20 protein-coding genes and 2 tRNA genes are annotated in these 19,218 nt (G+C 71.8%); 10 read left to right on the forward strand and 12 right to left on the reverse strand.

The genetic code is table 11. The annotated features are described in order from the left end of the window. The 6 genes from AB7U92_RS04955 to AB7U92_RS04980 all read left to right on the forward strand — a co-directional run. Positions 1–305 (forward strand): histidine phosphatase family protein (locus AB7U92_RS04955; RefSeq protein ID WP_428575077.1); only part of this gene is annotated, 305 nt, incomplete at its 5' end. Between the two features lie 24 nt (positions 306–329). Next, positions 330–405: transfer RNA gene (locus AB7U92_RS04960), tRNA-Thr, on the forward strand. Between the two features lie 84 nt (positions 406–489). Next, a complete protein-coding gene (locus AB7U92_RS04965; protein WP_428575078.1) occupies positions 490–2,112 on the forward strand; it encodes a hypothetical protein in 1,623 nt (540 codons plus the stop codon). Next, positions 2,090–3,316: a lipase family alpha/beta hydrolase gene (locus AB7U92_RS04970; protein ID WP_428575079.1), complete on the forward strand. Its 1,227-nt coding sequence runs from the start codon at positions 2,090–2,092 to the stop codon at positions 3,314–3,316. Before AB7U92_RS04965 ends, AB7U92_RS04970 begins: the two co-directional genes overlap by 23 nt. After that, a complete protein-coding gene (locus AB7U92_RS04975) occupies positions 3,313–3,633 on the forward strand; it encodes a hypothetical protein (protein ID WP_428575080.1) in 321 nt (106 codons plus the stop codon). The genes AB7U92_RS04970 and AB7U92_RS04975 overlap by 4 nt, the downstream gene beginning before the upstream one ends. 2 nt (positions 3,634–3,635) lie before the next feature. Then, positions 3,636–4,964, forward strand: coding sequence for a cytochrome P450 (locus tag AB7U92_RS04980; protein WP_428575081.1), 1,329 nt, complete (start codon positions 3,636–3,638; stop codon positions 4,962–4,964). Here the strand turns inward: AB7U92_RS04980 and AB7U92_RS04985 are convergent. After that, the gene (locus AB7U92_RS04985; RefSeq protein ID WP_428575082.1) at positions 4,961–5,320 is read right to left on the reverse strand and encodes a hypothetical protein; all 360 of its coding nucleotides are present in this window, start codon (positions 5,318–5,320) and stop codon (positions 4,961–4,963) included. The genes AB7U92_RS04980 and AB7U92_RS04985 overlap by 4 nt on opposite strands. Before the next feature lie 101 nt (positions 5,321–5,421). On the opposite strand from AB7U92_RS04985, the gene AB7U92_RS04990 reads away from it, so the two are divergent. Continuing rightward, positions 5,422–7,731 (forward strand): NADP-dependent malic enzyme, encoded by a 2,310-nt coding sequence (locus AB7U92_RS04990; RefSeq protein WP_428575083.1) that lies wholly within the window; start codon positions 5,422–5,424, stop codon positions 7,729–7,731. A 1-nt stretch (position 7,732) separates the two neighbouring features. Here AB7U92_RS04990 and AB7U92_RS04995 read toward each other — a convergent pair whose 3' ends face one another. From AB7U92_RS04995 to AB7U92_RS05015, 5 genes are read right to left on the reverse strand one after another with little or no spacing between them, the layout of a single operon-like run. Further along, positions 7,733–9,742, reverse strand: a complete 2,010-nt coding sequence (locus AB7U92_RS04995) for a diguanylate cyclase (RefSeq protein WP_428575084.1) — start codon at positions 9,740–9,742, stop codon at positions 7,733–7,735. 44 nt (positions 9,743–9,786) lie between these two features. Then, positions 9,787–10,434: a DUF502 domain-containing protein gene (locus AB7U92_RS05000; RefSeq protein WP_428575085.1), complete on the reverse strand. Its 648-nt coding sequence runs from the start codon at positions 10,432–10,434 to the stop codon at positions 9,787–9,789. Positions 10,435–10,441: 7 nt separating this feature from the next. Further along, positions 10,442–11,650 carry an alpha/beta fold hydrolase gene (locus AB7U92_RS05005; protein WP_428575086.1) on the reverse strand — a complete coding sequence of 403 codons (1,209 nt, stop codon included), beginning with the start codon at positions 11,648–11,650 and terminating at the stop codon, positions 10,442–10,444. After that, positions 11,634–12,395 (reverse strand): SapC family protein, encoded by a 762-nt coding sequence (locus AB7U92_RS05010; RefSeq protein WP_428575087.1) that lies wholly within the window; start codon positions 12,393–12,395, stop codon positions 11,634–11,636. The genes AB7U92_RS05005 and AB7U92_RS05010 overlap by 17 nt, the downstream gene beginning before the upstream one ends. Beyond that, positions 12,392–13,708, reverse strand: a complete 1,317-nt coding sequence (locus AB7U92_RS05015) for a hemolysin family protein (RefSeq protein WP_428575088.1) — start codon at positions 13,706–13,708, stop codon at positions 12,392–12,394. The genes AB7U92_RS05010 and AB7U92_RS05015 overlap by 4 nt, the downstream gene beginning before the upstream one ends. A 56-nt stretch (positions 13,709–13,764) precedes the next feature. On the opposite strand from AB7U92_RS05015, the gene AB7U92_RS05020 reads away from it, so the two are divergent. The 3 genes from AB7U92_RS05020 (at position 13,765) to AB7U92_RS05030 (ending at position 15,501) form a co-directional block, all read left to right on the forward strand. Further along, on the forward strand, positions 13,765–14,589 hold the full coding sequence (locus AB7U92_RS05020; protein ID WP_428575089.1) for a symmetrical bis(5'-nucleosyl)-tetraphosphatase: 825 nt from the start codon (positions 13,765–13,767) through the stop codon (positions 14,587–14,589). 31 nt (positions 14,590–14,620) lie between these two features. Continuing rightward, a tRNA-Ser gene (locus AB7U92_RS05025) sits at positions 14,621–14,708 on the forward strand. A 10-nt stretch (positions 14,709–14,718) separates the two neighbouring features. Further along, on the forward strand, positions 14,719–15,501 hold the full coding sequence (locus tag AB7U92_RS05030) for an alpha/beta hydrolase (protein WP_428575090.1): 783 nt from the start codon (positions 14,719–14,721) through the stop codon (positions 15,499–15,501). A gap of 15 nt (positions 15,502–15,516) precedes the next feature. Here the strand turns inward: AB7U92_RS05030 and AB7U92_RS05035 are convergent, their stop codons facing one another. From AB7U92_RS05035 to AB7U92_RS05060, 6 genes are all read right to left on the reverse strand, one after another. Next, on the reverse strand, positions 15,517–16,152 hold the full coding sequence (locus AB7U92_RS05035; RefSeq protein WP_428575091.1) for an NrsF family protein: 636 nt from the start codon (positions 16,150–16,152) through the stop codon (positions 15,517–15,519). After that, on the reverse strand, positions 16,149–16,817 hold the full coding sequence (locus AB7U92_RS05040) for a sigma-70 family RNA polymerase sigma factor (RefSeq protein ID WP_428575092.1): 669 nt from the start codon (positions 16,815–16,817) through the stop codon (positions 16,149–16,151). The genes AB7U92_RS05035 and AB7U92_RS05040 overlap by 4 nt, the downstream gene beginning before the upstream one ends. Further along, positions 16,810–17,283 carry a DoxX family protein gene (locus AB7U92_RS05045; RefSeq protein WP_428575093.1) on the reverse strand — a complete coding sequence of 158 codons (474 nt, stop codon included), beginning with the start codon at positions 17,281–17,283 and terminating at the stop codon, positions 16,810–16,812. Before AB7U92_RS05045 ends, AB7U92_RS05040 begins: the two co-directional genes overlap by 8 nt. Next, positions 17,280–18,074, reverse strand: a complete 795-nt coding sequence (locus AB7U92_RS05050) for a DNA-binding domain-containing protein (protein ID WP_428575094.1) — start codon at positions 18,072–18,074, stop codon at positions 17,280–17,282. The genes AB7U92_RS05045 and AB7U92_RS05050 overlap by 4 nt, the downstream gene beginning before the upstream one ends. Further along, positions 18,071–18,916 (reverse strand): DUF692 domain-containing protein, encoded by an 846-nt coding sequence (locus AB7U92_RS05055; RefSeq protein ID WP_428575095.1) that lies wholly within the window; start codon positions 18,914–18,916, stop codon positions 18,071–18,073. Before AB7U92_RS05055 ends, AB7U92_RS05050 begins: the two co-directional genes overlap by 4 nt. Positions 18,917–18,941: 25 nt before the next feature. Continuing rightward, positions 18,942–19,218: DUF2282 domain-containing protein (locus AB7U92_RS05060; protein WP_428575096.1), on the reverse strand; the 277-nt coding region annotated here is incomplete at its 5' end.

Consider the following 19,218-nt stretch of genomic DNA (forward strand, 5'->3'; position numbering starts at 1 on the left):
GCACCCAGCCGCAGGGCATGCCCACGCACGCGGAGTTCGTCGCCGGGGTGCGCGAGGCGCTCGACCACGTGCGCACCCACCACGAGGGTGCCGTGCTGCTCGTCTCCAGCGGCGGGCCGATCGCCACTGCGGTGGCCGAGGTGCTAGGCGCACCGCGCCAGGCCGCCATCGAGCTGAACATGCGCATCCGCAACAGCGCCGTCACTGAGTTCGTCTTCAGCGAGAAGCGCCACTCGCTGCTGAGCTTCAACACCCTGCCCCACCTGCAAGGCGCTGCCCACACCGGCTGGGTCACCTACAGCTGAGCCTGGCTATAATGGCGGGCTTCCGCCGGTGTAGCTCAGTTGGTAGAGCAGCGCATTCGTAATGCGAAGGTCGGGAGTTCGACTCTCTTCACCGGCACCAGACGCGCAGGGCCCGGCCTCCCACAGGATGCCGGGCCTTTCCGTTTCGCGACTCGATCGATCGCGCGCTCCCCAAGAATCGGCCTTGACCCGTTGCGGCGCGCGGCGGATGCTGCGCCGCATGGACGGCAACGCCAGCGGCAAGCTGCTCTTCATCGTGATCGCGGCGGCCGCGCTCGCGGCGCTGGCCGCGTGGGTGATCGCACGCAGTTACCGCGCGGCGATGAAGCGGCTGATGAGTCTGCCCGCGCCGGCGGCACGCGGGGAAGGCCGCCATGGACCTGCCCCTCCCGCCCTCCCCGCTTCGCCCGCCGCAGTGACGCTGGCCGACAACCGGCAGGCCGCGCGCCACGTGGCGCTGCTGCTGCTCGGCCTCTCGGCACTCATCTCGGCCAGCAGCGCCGCGCTGTTCCTCGGCGTGGCGATGGCGCAGGAGAGGATGCTCACGCCGGGACGCCTGCTCACCCTGTCGCTGATCAACCTGTGGCCGGTGATCCCGGCGCTCGGCCTGCTGTGGCGCTGGTCGCGCACCCGCGTGCTGGGCGCGCTGGCGCTGTGGTTCGTCGGCGCGATGGCCCTGATCGCCTGGCGCTCGATCGAGCCGCAGCCGCTGGCCACCACGCTGGCCTACCTCGCTTTCGAGATCGGCATGCCGATGCTGCTGATCGGCGCGCTGTGCCTGGGCGGCGCCACGCGGGCGATCGCGCCCTGGCTGATGCCGCTGCTGGTGCTGCTGGTGGCCACCTCGGTAGGCGGTGCCGACCTGCTGGCCTGGATCGTCGAAGCCCGGCCGCAATGGCTGATGGCGCTGCCCGAGGGCGTGGACGCGCAGCAGGTGCTGCTGTTCTTCGTGCTCGCGCCCTGGCTGGTGGCCTGGTGGCCGGCGAAGTGGCTGGGCCGCGCGCTGGCCGCGGCCTATGCGCGACGCTGGCTGTCGGAGCTGATGGTGCTGTTCACCGCGGTGTGGGGCGTCGTGCTGCTTCTGCGCGCGCTGGGCGCCTGGCAGGACATGGGCTTCGCTTCGGCCCTGATGCTACTGCCGCTGGCCTGGATCCCGGTGGTGACGCTGCTCGTGCGGCGCCAGCCGAGACCGGGCCGGCCGCCGACACTGCTCGTGCTGCGCGTGTTCCAGCGCGACGCGCAGGTGCAGGCCCTGTTCGACCAGGTGATCGAGCGCTGGCGTGCCACCGGCAACACGGTGCTGATCGCCGGCACCGACCTGGTCGAGCGCACGCTCGATGCCGGCGACATCTTCGACTTCCTCGACGGCCGGCTGGCCGAACGCTTCGTGCGCGTGCCGGCCGAGGTGGCCCCGCGCATCGCCGCCTTCGAGCTCGCGCCCGACGCCGAGGGCCGCCACCGCGTCAACGAGGTCTACTGCCACGACAGCACCTGGCAGCAGGCGCTGGGCGCGCTGGTGGCCGGGAGCGACGTGGTGCTGATGGACCTGCGCAGCTTCAAGGCGCACAACCGCGGCTGCCGCCACGAGCTCGGCGTGCTGGCACGGGCGCCAACGCTGGCGCGCGTGGTGGTGCTGACCGACGGCGATACCGCGCTGGCGCAGGCGCGTGAAGACGCCGTGGCGGCGCCGGCCGGCCGCTTCGTCTGGATCGACGGCTCGCGCATCGACGCATCACGGCAGCGCGAGCTGCTGGCCGCGCTGTTCGTCGCCGATACTGCGGCGCATGGCCGAACCGCTCCCGCCTGAAGACCGCCATCGCACCCCGCGCGGTGCCGACCTGCGCGGCGCCGCGCGCCTGGCCACCGACGCCACCGCCGGCCTGGCCGACCTGGTCGAGGCGATGCACGAACGCGTCGCCCGGCTGCCGGGCACCGGGGGCGCGCTGGACGGCCGCACCGGCGGCATCACCGGGCTGGTCTACAAGACGATCCGCGGCGTCACCCGCGTGGCCGGCGGCAGCCTGGATGCGCTGCTCGGCCTGGTCGCACCGGCGCTGGGCAGCTATGCCGACGGCAGCGAGCGCGATGCCATCGTCTCGGCGCTCAACGGCGTGCTCGGCGACTACCTGCTGGCCAGCGGCAACCCGCTGGCGGTGCCGATGACCCTGCGCAGCAGAGGCACGTCACTGACGCTGGAGCGAGAGGCACTGGCCACCGCACTGCCCGAAGCCGGGCCGCGCCTGCTGGTGCTGGCCCACGGCCTGTGCATGAACGACCGCCAGTGGCAACGCAACGGCCACGACCACGGCACGGCGCTGGCGGGCGAGCTCGGCTGGACGCCGGTCTACCTGCGCTACAACAGCGGCCTGCATGTCTCGATCAACGGCCACGCCTTGGCGCAGCAGCTCGAGCGGCTGGTGGCGGCCTGGCCGGTGCCGCTCGAACGCTTCGCGGTGCTCGGGCACAGCATGGGCGGGCTGGTCGCGCGCAGTGCGATGCACGCCGGCACGCACGCGGGCCTGGCCTGGCCGAAGCGGCTCGACGACCTTGTCTTCCTCGGCACGCCGCACCACGGCGCGCCGCTGGAGCGCGCCGGCCATTGGGTCGACCTGGTGCTCGGCGCCACGCCCTACGCGGCGCCCTTCGCCCGCCTGGGCCGCGTGCGCAGCGCCGGCATCACCGACCTGCGCCACGGCCTGCTGCTCGACGAGGACTGGGTCGGCCGCGACCGCTTCGCGCGCGGTGGTGACCGTCGCCAGCCCGTGCCGTTGCCCGCCGGCGTGCGTAGCGGCGCGATCGCCGCCAGCCTCGGTGCACAGGGCGGCACGCTCAAGGAGAAGCTGCTCGGCGATGGCCTGGTGCCGCTGGACAGCGCGCTGGGCCGCCACGCCGACCCCGCACGGGCGCTGGCCTTCCCGCCCGACCGACAATGGGTGGGTTACGGCATGAACCACCTCGACCTGCTCGACCGCGCCGAGGTGTACGCCCAGCTGAAGGAATGGTTGTCATGAAGCGCCTGCTGTCCGCCCTGCTGCTGGTCGTCGTCGCGCACGCACGCGCCGACGACGACGCCGCGAGGTACGTCGCCTTCGTCGAGGAGCATGCCGCCACCTGCGTGCAACGCAACGCCACGCAGATCCAGGTGCGCAGCACCCATCCCACGCGCAAGATCAAGGTCTGGCTCGACCGCTACCACATGGGCGTGGGCACCGGCGACCGCTCGCGCTCCGAACTCGCCCCCGGCGCCGAGCCCGAGCCGCTGGGCTGCTCGCGCAGCGCCACCGGCAAGCAGGAGTGGCGCATCGTGCGGGCGATCTTCGTCGACTGAAGATGCAGGGCCCGCCCTGGCGCGCGCTGGCCCACCTGCCGCACTGCGGCCATGCGCCGCTGATGGTCGACCTGGCGCTGCTGCGCGACACGCTGGCCTTCGCACGCGGCGTGAGCGAGCGGGCCGGGCCGGTGTCGCGCGCCATCCTGGTCGGCCGGCCGCAGGCGCTGCTGATGTCGGCGCAGGCAATGGAGACCGTGCTCGGCGACACCGCCGGGCGCGTGTCGGCCGCCGGCGGCTGGGCGCCCTTCCTCGGCGAGCTGTTCCCGCGCGGGCTGATCCTGCGCGACGGCGACGACCACCGCGCGCACCGCCGCCGCATGCTGCCGGCGCTGCGCCGCGACGCGCTGCAGCAGCACTTGGCGCGCATGCATCCGCGCATCGATGCGGCGGTGTCGTCGTGGCTGGCCGCCGGCCGGCTCGACCTGCACGACGCCGCGCGCCGCCTGACGCTGGACATCGCCAGCGACGTCTTCCTCGGCGTGCGCGATGCGCAGGAGATCGAGGCCGCGCACCACGACTTCGTGCAGCTGGTCGACGCTTCGGCGGCCATCCTGCGGCTGCGCACGCCGTGGGTGACCTACGGCCGCGGCCTGCGCGCGCGCGAGCGGCTGGCCGCCTTCCTGCGCGCGCGCATCCCAGCGCGGCGCGACCAGCCCGGCGACGACCTGTTCTCGCAGCTGTGCGTGCTGCGTGACGAGGACGGCCTGGCCTTCGCCGACGACGAGATCGTCGACCACATGATCTTCCTGTGGATGGCCGCCCACGACACCACGCGCAGCGCGATCACCACGCTGGCCCGCGCGCTGGCACTGGAACCGGCGTGGCAGCAGCGGCTGCGCGACGAGGTGTTCGCCCAAGGCGGCACCGGCGAGGCGCCGAGCGTCGAATCGCTGGCCGAGCTGGAGACGCTCGGCGCGGCCTTCAAGGAGGCGCTGCGCCTGTTCCCGCCCATCCCGACACTGGCGCGGCAACTGCTCGCGGAGACCACGATCGACGGCCATCGGCTGCCGGCCGGCACGCCGGTCACGCTGTTCCTGTTGGCGGTGCAGCGTGACGCGCACTGGTGGCCCGAGCCCGACCGCTTCGACCCCGAGCGCTTCCTGCGCGGCGACCCGTCACGCCACCGCTATGCCTGGGTGCCCTTCGGCGGCGGCGCGCACATGTGCCTGGGCCAGCACTTCGCGCAGATGCAGGGCAAGGCGGTACTGCGGGCGCTGCTGGCGCGCGGGCGCTGGCAGCTGGCCGGCGGCAGCGCCGCCGCGCGCATGGCTTTCGCGCCGATCGCCCATCCGCCCGGCGGTCTGCCGGTCGACCTGGAGAGGCTCTAGAAGCACTCCTGCTGCGGCATCTTCATGCGGCAGCTCCACAGGAAGCGCTCGGCCCCCTGCTTGGCCGAACGGCGGTAGGTGGCCGTGGCCTCGGCGGCGATGGCATCGGGCAGCGGCACCGCCACCGCCGCCCCGCTGCTGTTGGTATAGAAGTTGAGGAAGCAGGTGCGCTCCGGCTCGCACAGCTTCGCGACCTGGCGCTGGTAGGCCTCGGCCTCGCGGGCCTGCGCGGCGGGCACGATGACGAAGCGCACCAGGCCCTGCTGGCCGGCCACCGGCCAGGCGTCCTCTGCCGCAGCAGCGGTGGTGGCCAGCAGCGCCGCCGCGAGCGCCAAGCCGAGTCGGAGTGTGTTCATGGGACCGATGGTAGGGCCTTCACGCCTCGTGGGAAACGCCAATGCCGCCGGTGGGGCGAAGGCGCACCATCGGTGCGTCGCTGTCCCGCCCCGGAGGCCCCATGGAGAAGAACACCCGCCCGCTCTCGCCCGCCGAACAGGCCCTGCGCGATGCCGCGCTCGAATACCACCGCACGCCGGTGCGCGGCAAGATCTCGGTCACGCCGACCAAGCCGCTGTCGAACCAGCGCGATCTCTCGCTCGCCTACTCGCCCGGTGTGGCCTACGCCTGCCTGGCCATCGAGCAGGACCCGTCGCTGGCCGCCGAGTACACCTCGCGCGGCAACCTCGTCGGCGTGGTCACCAACGGCACGGCGGTGCTGGGCCTGGGCGACATCGGCCCGCTGGCCGGCAAGCCGGTGATGGAGGGCAAGGGCTGCCTGTTCCAGAAGTTCGCCGGCATCGACGTGTTCGACATCGAGCTCGCCGAGAAGGACCCGGACAAGCTGGTCGAGATCATCGCCGCGCTGGAGCCCACGCTCGGCGGCGTGAACCTCGAGGACATCAAGGCACCCGAGTGCTTCACGATCGAGAAGAAGCTGCGCGAGCGCATGAAGATCCCGGTCTTCCACGACGACCAGCACGGCACCGCGATCATCTCGGCAGCCGCGGTGCTCAACGGGCTGGAGCTGGTGGGCAAGCGCATCGATGCCATCAAGCTCGCCGTCTCCGGCGCGGGCGCGGCGGCGATCGCCTGCCTCGACCTGCTGGTGGCGCTGGGCGTGAAGCGCGAGAACATCTTCGTCTGCGATTCCAAGGGCGTGATCCACGACCGCCGCGAGGACCGGCTCGACGAATCGAAGAAGCGCTACCAGCAGAAGACCGCCGCGCGCACGCTGGCCGACGTCATGACCGGCGCCGACGTGGTGCTCGGCTGCTCGGCCGCCGGCGCGATCACCGCCGAGATGGTCAAGAGCATGGCCGACAGGCCCATCATCCTCGCGCTGGCCAACCCCGAGCCGGAGATCCGCCCGGAGCTCGCCAAGAGCGTGCGGCCCGACTGCATCATCGCCACCGGCCGCTCGGACTATCCGAACCAGGTCAACAACGTTCTCTGCTTCCCCTACATCTTCCGCGGCGCGCTGGACAGCGGCGCGACGACGATCACCGAGGCGATGAAGCTGGCCTGCGTGCGCGAGATCGCCGATCTCGCCAAGGCCGAGATCAGCGACGAGGTGGCCTCGGCCTATTCGGGCCGCGAGCTGCGCTTCGGGCCCGACTACCTGATCCCCACGCCCTTCGACACGCGGCTGATCCTGCGCATCGCGCCGGCGGTGGCGAAGGCCGCGGCCGAGTCCGGCGTGGCCACCCGGCCCGTGGCCGACCTCGAGGCCTACCGTCAGTCGCTCACCCGCTTCGTCACTCACACCGGCATGTTCATGCGGCCGGTATTTGCCGCCGCACGCGCCGAGCCGAAGCGCGTCGCCTATGCCGAGGGGGAGGACGAACGGGTGCTGCGCGCGGTGCAGGCGGCGCTCGACGAGAAGCTGGTCAGGCCCATCCTCATCGGCCGGCCGGCGGTGATTGCCGCCCGCATCGAGCGCGGCGGGCTGCGCCTCGTGCCTGGCCGCGACGTCGAGATCGTCAATCCGGAGGACGACGCGCGCTTTCGCCAGTACTGGGAGGCCTACCACCGCCTGAACGCCCGCAACGGCGTGACGCCCGACATGGCCAAGGCGGCGGTGCGGCGCTCCAACACCACCATCGGCGCGCTGATGATCCACCTCGGCGACGCCGACGGCATGCTGTGCGGCCTGGTCGGCCGCTTCGACGCCCACTTCGCCCACGTTCAGGAGGTGATCGGTGCGGCGCCCGGTGCGAAATGCTTCGCGACGATGAACGCGCTGATGCTCGACAAGCACACGCTGTTCATCGCCGACACCTTCGTCAACGACGACCCGAGCGCCGAGCAGCTCGCCGAGATCGCCGCGATGGCCGCCGAGGAGGTGCGCCGCTTCGGCATCCCACCCAAGCTGGCCTTCCTGTCGCACTCGATGTACGGCAGCAGCCGGCGGCCCTCGGCGCTGAAGATGCGCGCGGCGCGCGACCTGTTCGTGCAGCGCCACCCCGACATCCCGGCCGACGGCGAGCTGCAGGGCGATGCCCTGTTCAACGAGGAGATGCGCGCGGCCCTCGTACCCGATTCGTCGCTGCCGGGTGCGGCCAACGTGCTGATCCTGCCCAACCTCGACGCCGCCAACATCCTCTTCAACGTGCTGAAGATCACCGGCGGCAAGGGCGTGACGGTCGGGCCCATCCTGCTCGGCGCCAACGCGCCGGTGCACATCCTCAACCCCGTCTCCACCGTGCGCCGCATCGTCAACATGACGGCGCTGGCGGTGGCCGACGCCGGGGCGCGGGCGCGCGGCTGAGTCAGCGCACGACGCGCAGCTTCGGCGCCTGTGCCGCGTGCACGGCGCCGCGGCCGGCGGCCTTGGCGGCATAGCAGGCCGCATCGGCGGCGGCCAGCCAGTCGTCGACCCTGGCGAGTTCGGGCGTGAGTGAGGCCACGCCGAGGCTGGCGCCGACCCTCAGCGTCTGCCCCTCCCAGGCCAGTTCGATCGCCACGATGGCCAGGCGCACGTTCTCCGCGATGTGCAACGCGTTGTCGTGAGGACAGCGCTCGAGCAGCAGCGCGAACTCGTCGCCGCCGAGGCGGACCACGAGGTCGGTGGCGCGAACACGCGACGTGATCGCTGCCGCCACGGCCTTGAGCATCGCGTCGCCCGCGGCGTGGCCCGCGCGGTCGTTGATCGGCTTGAAGTGGTCGAGGTCGATCATCACCAGCTCCGCCGGCAACGAGCGCGGCAGCGCTTCGACGACGCGGGCCAGGCGCTGCGCGAACAGCTTGCGGTTGGCCAGCCCGGTCAGCGCATCGTGCGTAGCCGACCACTCGAGCTGCTCGCGGGATGCCACCTGCTCGCTGATGTCGGCGAGCGTCCAGATCGTGCCAGCGGACGGATCACCCTCGGTGACCGGGCGGCCGCGCAGCTGGCCCCAGAAGCGCGAGCCGTCCGCGCGCAGCATCTGCCACTCGCCCACGTAGGGCCGCTGCGCCGAAAAGGCCTCGAGCACCTGCGGCCCGAGCCGCTGATAGTCCTCGTTGGAAGCGTAGATCAGGCTCGCAGGCTGCCCGAGCAGTTCGGCCTCGGAGCGTCCCAGCAGGCGACAGAGCTCGTCGCTCACCAGGATGAAGTTCTTGTCCCGGGTGAAGCAGATTCCCACCGGCGCGGCGGCCATCACCGACGAAAGCTTGCGCATCACCTGGTCGTTGAACGACTCGAGCTGGGCACGCTCGGCGGCCACGTGGCGCAGCACGCGCCCCAGGCTGCCGATCTCGCCGGCTCCCTCGGGCCAGCCATCGTGCACCGCCTGCGAACCGTCGAACAGATGCAGTGCGCGCGACTGCAGCTGGCCCAGCGGCCGCAGCAGCCACCATTGCACGGCGAGCAGTGCCAGCGAGAGCACCGCGATCAGGCCGATGGCCCAGGAGAGCGCTTCTCGCCTGGCACTGTGCAGCGGCCCGAGCAGCGTCGATTCGGGGACAGCGCGCCAGACCACCCAGTCGGGCCCGGGCACACCGGCCAGCGTGATCACCTCGCCCTCCTGGTGCAGCAGCAGGCCGCTGGGCTCCACCGGGGCGCCGCTGCGCTTCCAGTTCGCGAAGGCATCGACCAGCCGCGTCTCGACGCTCAAGGGCTGCAGCAGCTGGCGGTGCATGGGGTGGGTGATCATGCGGCCCTGGGCATCCGTGATGACTTTCAGCTCATCGCCTTCCATCGCGCCATGGTCGCTCTCGCCGAGCAGGTCGTGACTGACCAGCCGGAGCGCGCCACCGAGCACACCGTAGAGTTCGCCAGTGCCATCCACCAGCGGATGCGTGAACATGACCACCGGCTCGGCCGACACCCGCCCCATCACCGGCTCGGAGACGATGGCACGGCGTTCTGCCAGCGTGCGGCGGAAGTACTCGCGGTCGGCCAGGTTGACGTCCGGCCGTCGGATGCCGGACGGGTCGGCCACCACCACCACCGAACCGTCGGACTTGGCCACGAAGACATTGGCGAACTGCGCCCGCATCAGTGGCTTGTTGTCGAGGAAGAAGCGCAGCCGCCGCTCGTCGCGAAGCATCGAGACATCGATCTGGGCCGCGCTCAGGCGCAGGGCTTCCTGCCGCTCGACCACCCGGGCCGACAGATCGTGCGCGAGGTTGACGACTTCGACGAGCTGCTGGTCGCGCTGACGCTCGACCAGATCGCGCTCGGCGCGCTGCACGAGCAGCAGCGTCGTCGTCACCACGCCGACTGCCAGCGCCACGACGGAAGCCAGCGTCAGGCGCAGCTTGATCGAGCCGAGGGCATCGGTGAGGCGTGTCCAGACCATGCGCCTGTATCGGCGCCACGCTGTCACTCTTTAGCGAGAGTTCGTCACTTCTTCGTCGACAGGTGCTGCGCCGAGGTGATGCCCATCGAGACGTAGATGCTGGTCAGCGCGTCGACGCCTATCTCGGCCGGCGCGACCCACTCGCGCGGCACGTAGAGCAGCCCGCCGCCCACCGGAACCGGGGCGGTGGGCACCAGCACGGCGAGATACTCGATCTCGCCGACGCGCACCGGCTCCGGCGTGGACAGCAGGCCCAGCACCGCCGCGCCGCCCACGCCGCCGAAATGCAGCCACACCGGGCGCATCGACTTCACCTGGGATTCGTCGCGCTGGCCGAACATCTCGGTCAGCTTCTTGGCCATGTCGTAGACGCTGCGGACCACCGGGATACGCTGCACCACGCCCTCGGTCAGCGCATGAACGACATCGCGAAGACGCGTCTGCACCAGCAGGCCGAGCAGGAAGATCGCCGCCAGCACCACGGCCACGCCGATGCCATACGCGAGCACCTCGGAATCGGCCAGGCCCAGGCCGATGCGCTGCAGCAGCCCGCCGAGGAAGCTCTGCGGGCCGACGTACTCGACCACCAGACGCGCGCCCCAGACGAAGATGAAGATCGTCGCGGCCAGCGGCAGCGCCGCCAGCAAGCCGGTGACGAAGACGTTGAGCAGGTGGCGCGTGGTGCGGTTCATGGTGGCCTCAGCCGCCGCAGCGGCCGTCGATGAAGGCGCGCACCGCGTCGAGGAAGGCCCGCGGCTGCTCGATCACGCCGATGTGCGCCGCGTCGACCGTGCGCAGTTCGGCGCCGGGAATGCGCGAGGCGATGGCTTCGGACATGGCCGGCGGCGCGCCGGCGTCGTGCGCGCCGGCGATCACCAGCGCGGGCGTCTTCACGGTGGCGAGCCGGTCGAGCCAGTCGACTGCGGCCACCGCACGGCCGCAGGCGATGTAGCCGGCCGGCGGGCAGCGCAGCAGCGTCTGCCGCGTACGCTCCACCGCCTCGGGCTGCACGGCGCGCAAACCCGGCGTGAACCAGCGCTCCATCGTCGCGTCGGCGATGGCCGCGAGTCCGCCCTGCTCGATCGCCGCGATGCGCTGCGACCACATCGCGCGCACCTCGTCGGGATAACGCGCGCTGCTGTGCGCGATCACCACGCCGCGCAGCAGCTCCGGATGCTTCACTGCCAGGCCCTGGGCAACCATGCCACCCATCGAGATGCCGATGAACACCACCGGGCCGCGGCCCCACTCGCGGATCAGCCGCGCGGCGTCGTCGACCAGGTCGTCCTGCGAATACGGCCCGGCCGGCACCGCCGAGCCGCCGTGGCCGCGGTGGTCGTAGCGCAGCACCTCGTGATGCGGCGCCAGCGCGGCAGCGAAGTCGTCCCACAGATGCAGGTCGGCACCGAGCGCGTGGCTCAGCACCACCGGCGTGCCGCGGCCCTGGACGGCCACGCGCAGCTGCGGCGCGCTGAAGGTGTGGTGGATGGCGGCGCGCACGCCGGCGGTCAGCGGCGCGGCCGGCGGCAGCTTGCCCTCCTCGCGCAGGATCTTCGTGGTGATCTTGAAGGCGGTGTTGGCCGCCGGCACGCCGCAGTAGATCGCACCCTGCATCAGCGTCTCGCGGATCTTCTCCAGCGGCACGCCGCCGCGCACGCTCGCCTTGCAGTGCAGCTCGAACTCCTCCCAGCGCGCCGCGGCCATGGTCATGCCCAGCACCAGCAGGCGGCGTGTGACCACGTCGAGCCCCGGGCGGCCCCAGATGTCCAGCCAGGCGTGGCGCGTGACCAGGTCCTGGAAGTCGGCGTTGAACTGCGTCGTGCCGGAAAGCGACTGGTCGACCCATTCGTCGCCCAGCACTGCGCGGCGGTTCATCACGCCGCGCTCGAAGTCATCCTGTCGGTCCATGTGCTTCTCCGGTGGGGCGCAACTGTTCGCGCCGGGCCTTCATCTCGACGAGCTGGCGCATGCGCGCCAGCGACGCGCGGTGCAGGTGGGCGAGCATGAGCATGCCGTTGCGGTGAAGCTCGAGCACCACCGCATCGGGCAGCGCGCGCAGCCGCTCCTCGTCGATCACGCGAAATCCCTCGACGGTGAGCCTCTGGCCGTCGGGCAGCGTGGCGTCGGCCTGCATCGGCTGCAGCAGGTCGAGCTCGACCAGCCGCGCGCAGAAGCCGCGCGTGCGCCTCGCCTCGGCGTCGAAGCGGGCGAGGAATTCCAGCGCCTCGTCGAGCGTCGCCGTGGGCGCGCCCTGCGCGTCGAACAGCGGCTGGCCCTCCAGCGGCGACAAGCCGCTCCACGCGGTGTCGATCATCGGCCCCGTGCTGCTGCTCACGAAGGGATAGCGGCGCACGAAGGCCGGCAGGTACTGCGCCTTCCAGCGCGTGCCTTCGACGAACAGGTTCTCGCCCGCCACCAGCCCGAGCAGCGCCACCGGCGAAACGGCCGGCCGGCCCTCGGCGTCGAGGTCGCCGGCCTGCACGAAGACGATCGGGTACTCCAGTGCGGCTTCCGGGATCTCGGTGGCGGCGACGAACACCGCATGCATGCGCGCAGCGATGGAGAAGTCGCGCAGCGGCGCGATGCGCAGCGCGCCATGGCGCACCGGATCGAGCGGCTCCGGCGCGCGGAACAGCGCCGAGGCCGCGCTCACGCGCCGGTTCCTTCGCCCTCGGCCGGCCGCAGCGCGAGCGCCGTGACCAGCACCTTGTCGACACGCTTGCCGTCCATGTCGACCACCTCGAAGCGGAAGCCGTTCCACTCGACGCGGTCGGTGGTCTTCGGCAGGCGCCCGAGCAGCAGCATGACCATGCCGGCCAGCGTGTTGTAGCGGCCGCGGTCTTCCTCGGGCAGTTCCTTCAGCTCGAGCCGGTCCTTCAGCTCGGGCACCGGGATCAGGCCATCGAACAGCCAGCTGCCGTCCTCGCGGCGCACCGCCCAGGCGTCTTCCGCCGTCGGCGTGGTGAACTCGCCGGTGATCGCCTCCAGCACGTCGAGCACGGTGATCATGCCCTGCACCGCGCCGTATTCGTCGACCACGAAGACCAGCTGCGTCGACGAGGCCTTGAAGTGCTCGAGCAGTTCCATGCCCGACAGCGTCTCGGGCACGAACACCGGGGATTCCAGGCTGTCGGCCAGCGAGAGCTCACGCCCTTCCATCGCCTGCTGCAGCAGCTTGTGGGCACTGACCACGCCGAGCACGTCGTCGAGGCTGCCCCGGCACACCGGGTAGCGGGTGTGGCCTTCCTGAACCAGCACCGACAGCAGTTCCTCGCGCGAGGCCGTGACATCGATCCAGACGATCTCGGCGCGCGGGATCATCATCGAGCCGACCTGCCGGTCGTCGAGGCGGAACACGTTGCGCACCATCTGGTGCTCCTGCGCCTCGATCACGCCGGCGTCCAGGCCCTCGACCAGGCTGGCGGCGATCTCCTCTTCCGTCACCGTGCGGTCCGGTCCGCCGCGGATGCCCAGCATGCGCAGCGTGCCCTCGGTGCTGAAGGACAGCAGCTTGACGAACGGCCGCGCCACGATCGACAGCCAGTCCATCGGCCGCGCCACCAGCCGCGCCACCGCCTCGGGGTACATCTGGCCGAGCCGCTTGGGCACCAGTTCGCCGAAGATGATGGTCAGGAAGGTGATCACCACCACCACCATCGCCGTGGCGCTGATCTGCGCGGCGCGATCCTGCAGACCGAAGGTGGCGACGAGCCACTGCGCAAAAGGAGCGGAGAAAGCCGCCTCGCCCACGATGCCGTTGAGCACCCCGATCGACGTGATGCCGATCTGCACCACCGACAGGAACTTGGTCGGATCGTCGTGCAGCTCCATCGCGGCCTGCGCGCCGGCATCGCCGGACTCCACCATCACCTGCAGCCGCGCCTTGCGGCTCGCGGTGAGCGCCATCTCCGACATCGCGAACAGGCCGTTGAGCAGGATCAGGAAGATCAGAAGGGCAACGTCCATGCAGGGCCGGGCGACGGCGTTGGTCAGTGAAGGGACGGGCAGCGTAGCAGAATCGCGTGATGCTCTACCTGATCGGGGATCTGCAAGGCTGCTGCGATGCCTTCGACCGTCTGCTTGCCGGAATCGGCTTCTCGCCCTCGCGCGACCGGCTGGTCGTGCTCGGCGACCTGGTCAACCGCGGCCCGGCCTCGCTGGCCACGCTGAAGCGGCTGCGCGACCTCGGCGACGCCGCCACTTGCCTGCTCGGCAACCACGACCTGCACCTGCTCGCCGTGGCCTGCGGCGGCCGGCGCACCCACCGCAGCGACACGCTGGACGACGTGCTGGCCTCGCCGGAGCGCGAGGCCTGGCTCGAGTGGCTGCGCGCGCGCCGCATGGCGGTGGTCGAGGGCGGCTGGCTGTGCGTGCACGCCGGCGTGGTGCCGCAGTGGAGCCGCGAGCAAACCCTGGCGCGCGCCGCCGAGGTCGAGGCCATGCTCCGAAGCGACGCACTCGACGACTTCCTGCACGTGATGTATGCCGACGAACCGGTGCGCTGGAGTGCCGAGCTCGAGGGCAACGAGCGGCTGCGCTTCATCATCAACGTGCTCACGCGCATCCGCTTCGTCGATGCGCAGGGCCGGCTCGACCTCAAGACCAAGGAAGGCACCAGTGGCGCGCCCGCGGGCTTCTACCCCTGGTTCGACGCGCCCGGACGGCGCACCGCCGGCGTGCCGATGGCCTTTGGCCACTGGTCGACGCTGGGGCTGGTGAACCGGCCCGACCTGCTGGCACTGGACACCGGCTGCGTGTGGGGCGGCTCGCTCACCGCGGTGCGCGTGGACGGTGGCCGGCGCGAGGTGTTCCAGGTCAGCTGCGAGCAGGCCCAGGTGCCGGGCTGAAGCCGCGCCCTACAATCCGGCCTCCTTCGATGGAAGCGTGGCAGAGTGGTCGATTGCACCGGTCTTGAAAACCGGCAACGGGCAACCGTTCGTGAGTTCGAATCTCACCGCTTCCGCCAGTCCAACCGGATGCTCCCTCGTCTGCCTGTCCTGCGGTTGCTGCTCGCGCTGGCGCTCGGTGCCGTGACGATCGCCCATGCAGCGGGCTCGGTGCACCGAATCGAGACACGCCCCGGCGTCTTCACCGCGGTGTACTGGGAGAGCGCGGCGCAGCCCCGGGCCACCGTGCTGCTGCTGCCCGGAGGCGAGGGCGGTTTCGGCAAGGTCGAGGACGGCCGCCCGACCAGCCCGAACTTCCTCGTGCGTTCGGTGCCGCATTTCCTGGCGCGCGGGCTCAACGTGGCCATCTTCGGCCGGCCCAGCGACAGCGACGGCCTGGGCTACGCCGACCGCATCGCGCCGGCCCACCTCGAAGACCTTCGCGTCGTGCTCGAGTTTGCACGCCAGCGCGGCACCGAGCCGGTCTGGCTGGTGGGCACCAGCCGCGGAACGGTCTCCGCCACGGCGGCCGCGCTGCGCTGGCCCGCGCTGGCCCAGGGCCTGGTGCTCAGCGCCAGCGTGGTCGACCGGCGCAAGCCCGGCGCCGTGACGACGCAGGACCTGGGTGCGATCCGCATGCCGGTGCTGGTGCTTCACCACGCACGCGATGCCTGCGGCGCCTGCCGCCCACAGGCGGTGCCGGAGATCGTCAGCAGCCTCACGCAGTCGCGCGTGCGCAAGCTAGTGATGCTCGATGGAGGCGCCGAGCCGCGCGGCGACCCTTGTACGGCGCTGCACTGGCACGGCTTCGTCGGCCTGGAATCTCAGGCCGTGGACATCATCGCCGACTGGATCGTGGACCCGCGCCCCTGAGCGCCCGCCTCGCCACTACCAGCGCAGCACCCGCGGCCCGAGCAGCGCGCCGAGCGCGCCGGCCATCGCGATGCCCAGCGTGTACCAGGCCGCCACGAAGCTCATCGCCAGCTCGGTGCAGGCCAGCGCATAGCCGCCCGCGCCCAGCGCGCCGGCGAGCAGGCCGGCCGCGAGGCCAGCGGCGCGCGGGCGCGTCGGCGCCAGGCCGCGCAGTGCCCCGAGCAGCGCGGCCAGTGCCGGCAGCGACAGGCCGAGCACGAACCACGGGCACAGCGTCCATGAATGGCCCATCAGGCCGGCCATGCGCGATTCGGCCGGCGTCGCCCACCACGACAGCAGCCCGACCAGCGCCGCGGCGAGCACGACGCCCACGACCGCTGCCGACGGCGTGGCGGTGCGCCCCACCGGCCGCGCGAGCTGCGCGGTGAGCCAGGCCGCGGCGACCACCATCGCCGCCGCATAGGCCAGCTTGAACCAGGGTGCCGCGAAGGCGAAGGTGGCCGCCGGCACGAAGCCCAGCACGGCAAAGGCCAGCACCACGCTGGCCACGAGACCCAGCACCACCGCCGGGCCGACGCGGCGCGCCACCACGCCGCGCGGCGCGGGGCCGGCGTCGCGCGACAGCATCTCGATCAGCTCATCGGTCTTCATGTCGTCTTCCTCACCAGTTCGGCGAGCCGCTTCAGTCCGCGGTGCACCTGAACCTTCACCGCGGCCACGCTGGCGCCGGTGCGCTCGGCGGCCTCGGCCACCGACAGGCCCTCGATCTTGGTCAGCACGATGGCCTCGCGCTGCGCGGCCGGAATGGCGCCGAGCAGCACGCCGAGGTCGCGCCGCGACGTGCCCTCCTCGCCGCCGCCGGCGGCCGGCTCGTCGGCCTCGCCGAGCTCGTCGAGCGACGTGAGATCGGCCTCGCGGCGGCCGCGGCGGCGCCACAGGTCGATCAGCTTGTGCCTTGCGATGGCGATCATCCAGGCGCTGACCGGCAGCGCCGGATCCCAGGTGCCACGCTGCAGGTGCAGCGCCAGCAGCGTCTCCTGCACCAGGTCTTCCACCTCGTCGGGCAGGGCCTGCAGGCGGCGGCGCAGGTAGGCGCGCAGGCGCACCGCCATGCGCTGCAGCGCCAGCCGGTAGGCCGCCTCGTCGCCGTCCTGGGCGCGCAGCCACAGCGGCTTGATCTGCGCCTCGAAGAGGTCGGTGGCGGCGTGCGAGGGCGGAACGTCGGTCATGGCCGGCGCATTGTGCAGTGCCGGCGCACTGCCGCAAGCCGTGACCGGCCCGAAACCGAGCATCGCCGCCAGCGGCCGCTCAGGCATGGCGCCTCCGTGCCAGCCAGTGATCGACCGAGACACTGCCCGGCCCGCGCACCATCAGCCACAGCAGCACCGCGGCCCAGACGCCATGCGTCGGGTAGGCGCCGGGGTAGACGAGCAGCTGGATCACCACGGTCATCGCCAGCAGGCCAGCGGCCGAGACGCGCGTGGCCAGGCCCACCAGCACCAGCAGCGGCAGCAGGTGCTCGCCGAAGGCCGCCATCACCGCGCCCCACTCCGGCGGCAGCAGAGGCAGCCGGTACTCGTCGCGGAACAGGTCGACGGCCGAGGACGACAGGCGCGGCCAGCCGAATTCGAAACGGCCCTCGACGAGGTCGACGGACAGGCCCTCGACCTTGGTCTGGCCGGACTTCCAGAACACCGCAGCGATGGAAAAGCGCGCCAGCAGCGCGATGGCGGATTCGGGCAGCGCGGCGAAGGCGCGGTTCAGGCGTTCGATCAGGTTCATGGTGCGGGGGTGTCGGTCGGTGTGTGCCAGGCCACGAGGGCGCCATGGCGGATCAGCAGGGCCAGCGTGGCGGCCAGGTCGAAGCCGGCGCGGCCGGCCTCGGCCTCGCCATGCGCCAGCGCCTGCGCCAGGGTCGTGCCGCGCTGCAGGGCGGCGCAGAACGCGGCGGCGGGCGGCGTCAGCGGCACCACGAGCACGTCGTCGGCGGGGTCGCGCAGCACCAGGGCCGCACCGGGCCGGTCGATGTCGATGGCCGGCATCTCGCCGTCGTGCTGGTGCGCGGCCCACAGCGCCTCGACCGCGAAGGGCGAGCGCAGCACGCGGCACGAGGGATGCAGGATCGGCCAGGAACCGGGCAGGCGCGACGCATCCGCGCAGCGCGCCGCGATCACCTCCGCCGCCAGCGGCGCGGCATCGGCGGCATGGAAGGCGAGCACGCGGGCATGCTCCAGCCGCGCCATGTCGGGCAGGTAGGGCAAGGCCTGCGCCGGCGCGAAGCCCTCCAGCCAGGCGGCAAAGCCGGCACCGTAGTCGGCCAGCACCGGCGAGGCAGGCGGATGCGCACGCACGTGCAGCGCGGCCATGGCGTCGAAGAACTCGTCGCCGACGAGTCGGCGCAGCACCGGGAAGGTCTCGGCCAGCGCGACCACCAGCGACACGATGACGTTGTTGCGGTAGACGGCGAAGCGCCGCGCCGGATCGGAGCCGTTCCAGGCCACCAGCCCCGCCGGCAGCGGCCGCTGCGGATCGAGCAGCGCATCAGCGAAGCTCCGATGGGAAAGGGCGTTCATGCCGCCTCCTGCAGCCCGGTCGCCGCGACCTGCAGGGCCTGGCGCGCCAGGGTGGCCTCGGCGGCCAGCACCGGCAGCGCCGGAACGTCGTTGTCGCGCTCGATCAGCGTGGGCACGGGGCCGATGCGCGTCAGCGTGCGCCGGTACAGCGACCACACCGCCGCATCGACCGGCGCGCCGTGGTGGTCGATCAGCAGCCGCGCGCCGGCTGCGTCGTGGTCCTCGGCGAAGCCGGCGAGATGGATCTCGCCGACGGCGTCCGCCGGCAGCGCTTCGATCAGCGCCCACGGATCGCGGCCGTGGTTCACGCCGCTCACGTAGGCGTTGTTGACGTCGAGCAGCAGCCCGCAGCCGGTGCGGCGCACCACTGCGGCCATGAAGTCGCCCTCGTCCATCGTCGATCGCTCGAAGGCGAGGTAGGTGCTCGGGTTCTCCAGCAGCATCCGGCGCCGCAGGCGCGTCTGCACGCGGTCGATGTGCTCGCACACACGTTCCAGCGTCGCTTCGTCGTAGGGCACGGGCAGCAGGTCGTTGAACCAGGCGCCGCCGTGGCTCGACCAGGCCAGGTGCTCCGAGAACCAGCGCGGCTGGAAGCGCTCGATCAGCCGGGCGAGCCCGTCGAGGTGGGCTTCGTCCAGCGGCCCCGGGCCGCCGATCGACAGGCCCACGCCATGGATCGACAGCGGCAGCCGCTCGCGCAGCCGCTCGAGCCGGCGCAGGCGCGGCCCGCCGGGCACCAGGTAGTTCTCGGCATGCACCTCGAGGAAGTCCACGGCCGCCTCGCCCTCGAGCAAGGGCAGCGCGTGGTCGTCCTTCAGGCCGATGCCGGCCAGCGCGTTCATGGCGGTCTCGCGCGCGAGAGGCCGCTCAGGCCTTCTTCTCCTTGAAGGCTTCCAGCTTGCCGTGGCCGCTGGGCGAGGTCTTGGACATCGTCTTCTCGCAGGTGCCCTTGGCGACGTAGCTCCAGGCGTTGCCCTGGTGGTCCATCTTCGAGGTGCCCGCGCAGGTGGTGCCGGGGCCGGCGGCGCAGTCGTTCTTGCCCTTCATCGCGACGCCGTAGCACTTCTCCTTGTCCATGGACTTGGCGTCCTCGGCATGGACGGGCGCGGCGGCGAGCGTGAGCGCGGCGCCCAGGGCGAGCGCG

Source organism: Piscinibacter sp., from assembly GCF_050175855.1.
GTDB lineage: Bacteria > Pseudomonadota > Gammaproteobacteria > Burkholderiales > Burkholderiaceae_C > Piscinibacter.

Excerpts from the sequence above, each read along its gene's own strand:
- AB7U92_RS04970 (WP_428575079.1), top strand. The coding sequence starts at position 2,090 with ATGGCCGAACCGCTCCCGCCTGAAGACCGCCATCGCACCCCGCGCGGT.
- AB7U92_RS04975 (WP_428575080.1), top strand. The coding sequence starts at position 3,313 with ATGAAGCGCCTGCTGTCCGCCCTGCTGCTGGTCGTCGTCGCGCACGCA.
- AB7U92_RS04980 (WP_428575081.1), top strand. The coding sequence starts at position 3,636 with ATGCAGGGCCCGCCCTGGCGCGCGCTGGCCCACCTGCCGCACTGCGGC.
- AB7U92_RS04985 (WP_428575082.1), bottom strand. The coding sequence starts at position 5,320 with ATGAACACACTCCGACTCGGCTTGGCGCTCGCGGCGGCGCTGCTGGCC.
- AB7U92_RS04990 (WP_428575083.1), top strand. The coding sequence starts at position 5,422 with ATGGAGAAGAACACCCGCCCGCTCTCGCCCGCCGAACAGGCCCTGCGC.
- AB7U92_RS04995 (WP_428575084.1), bottom strand. The coding sequence starts at position 9,742 with ATGGTCTGGACACGCCTCACCGATGCCCTCGGCTCGATCAAGCTGCGC.
- AB7U92_RS05000 (WP_428575085.1), bottom strand. The coding sequence starts at position 10,434 with ATGAACCGCACCACGCGCCACCTGCTCAACGTCTTCGTCACCGGCTTG.
- AB7U92_RS05005 (WP_428575086.1), bottom strand. The coding sequence starts at position 11,650 with ATGGACCGACAGGATGACTTCGAGCGCGGCGTGATGAACCGCCGCGCA.
- AB7U92_RS05015 (WP_428575088.1), bottom strand. The coding sequence starts at position 13,708 with ATGGACGTTGCCCTTCTGATCTTCCTGATCCTGCTCAACGGCCTGTTC.
- AB7U92_RS05030 (WP_428575090.1), top strand. The coding sequence starts at position 14,719 with ATGCTCCCTCGTCTGCCTGTCCTGCGGTTGCTGCTCGCGCTGGCGCTC.
- AB7U92_RS05035 (WP_428575091.1), bottom strand. The coding sequence starts at position 16,152 with ATGAAGACCGATGAGCTGATCGAGATGCTGTCGCGCGACGCCGGCCCC.
- AB7U92_RS05040 (WP_428575092.1), bottom strand. The coding sequence starts at position 16,817 with ATGCCTGAGCGGCCGCTGGCGGCGATGCTCGGTTTCGGGCCGGTCACG.
- AB7U92_RS05045 (WP_428575093.1), bottom strand. The coding sequence starts at position 17,283 with ATGAACCTGATCGAACGCCTGAACCGCGCCTTCGCCGCGCTGCCCGAA.
- AB7U92_RS05050 (WP_428575094.1), bottom strand. The coding sequence starts at position 18,074 with ATGAACGCCCTTTCCCATCGGAGCTTCGCTGATGCGCTGCTCGATCCG.
- AB7U92_RS05055 (WP_428575095.1), bottom strand. The coding sequence starts at position 18,916 with ATGAACGCGCTGGCCGGCATCGGCCTGAAGGACGACCACGCGCTGCCC.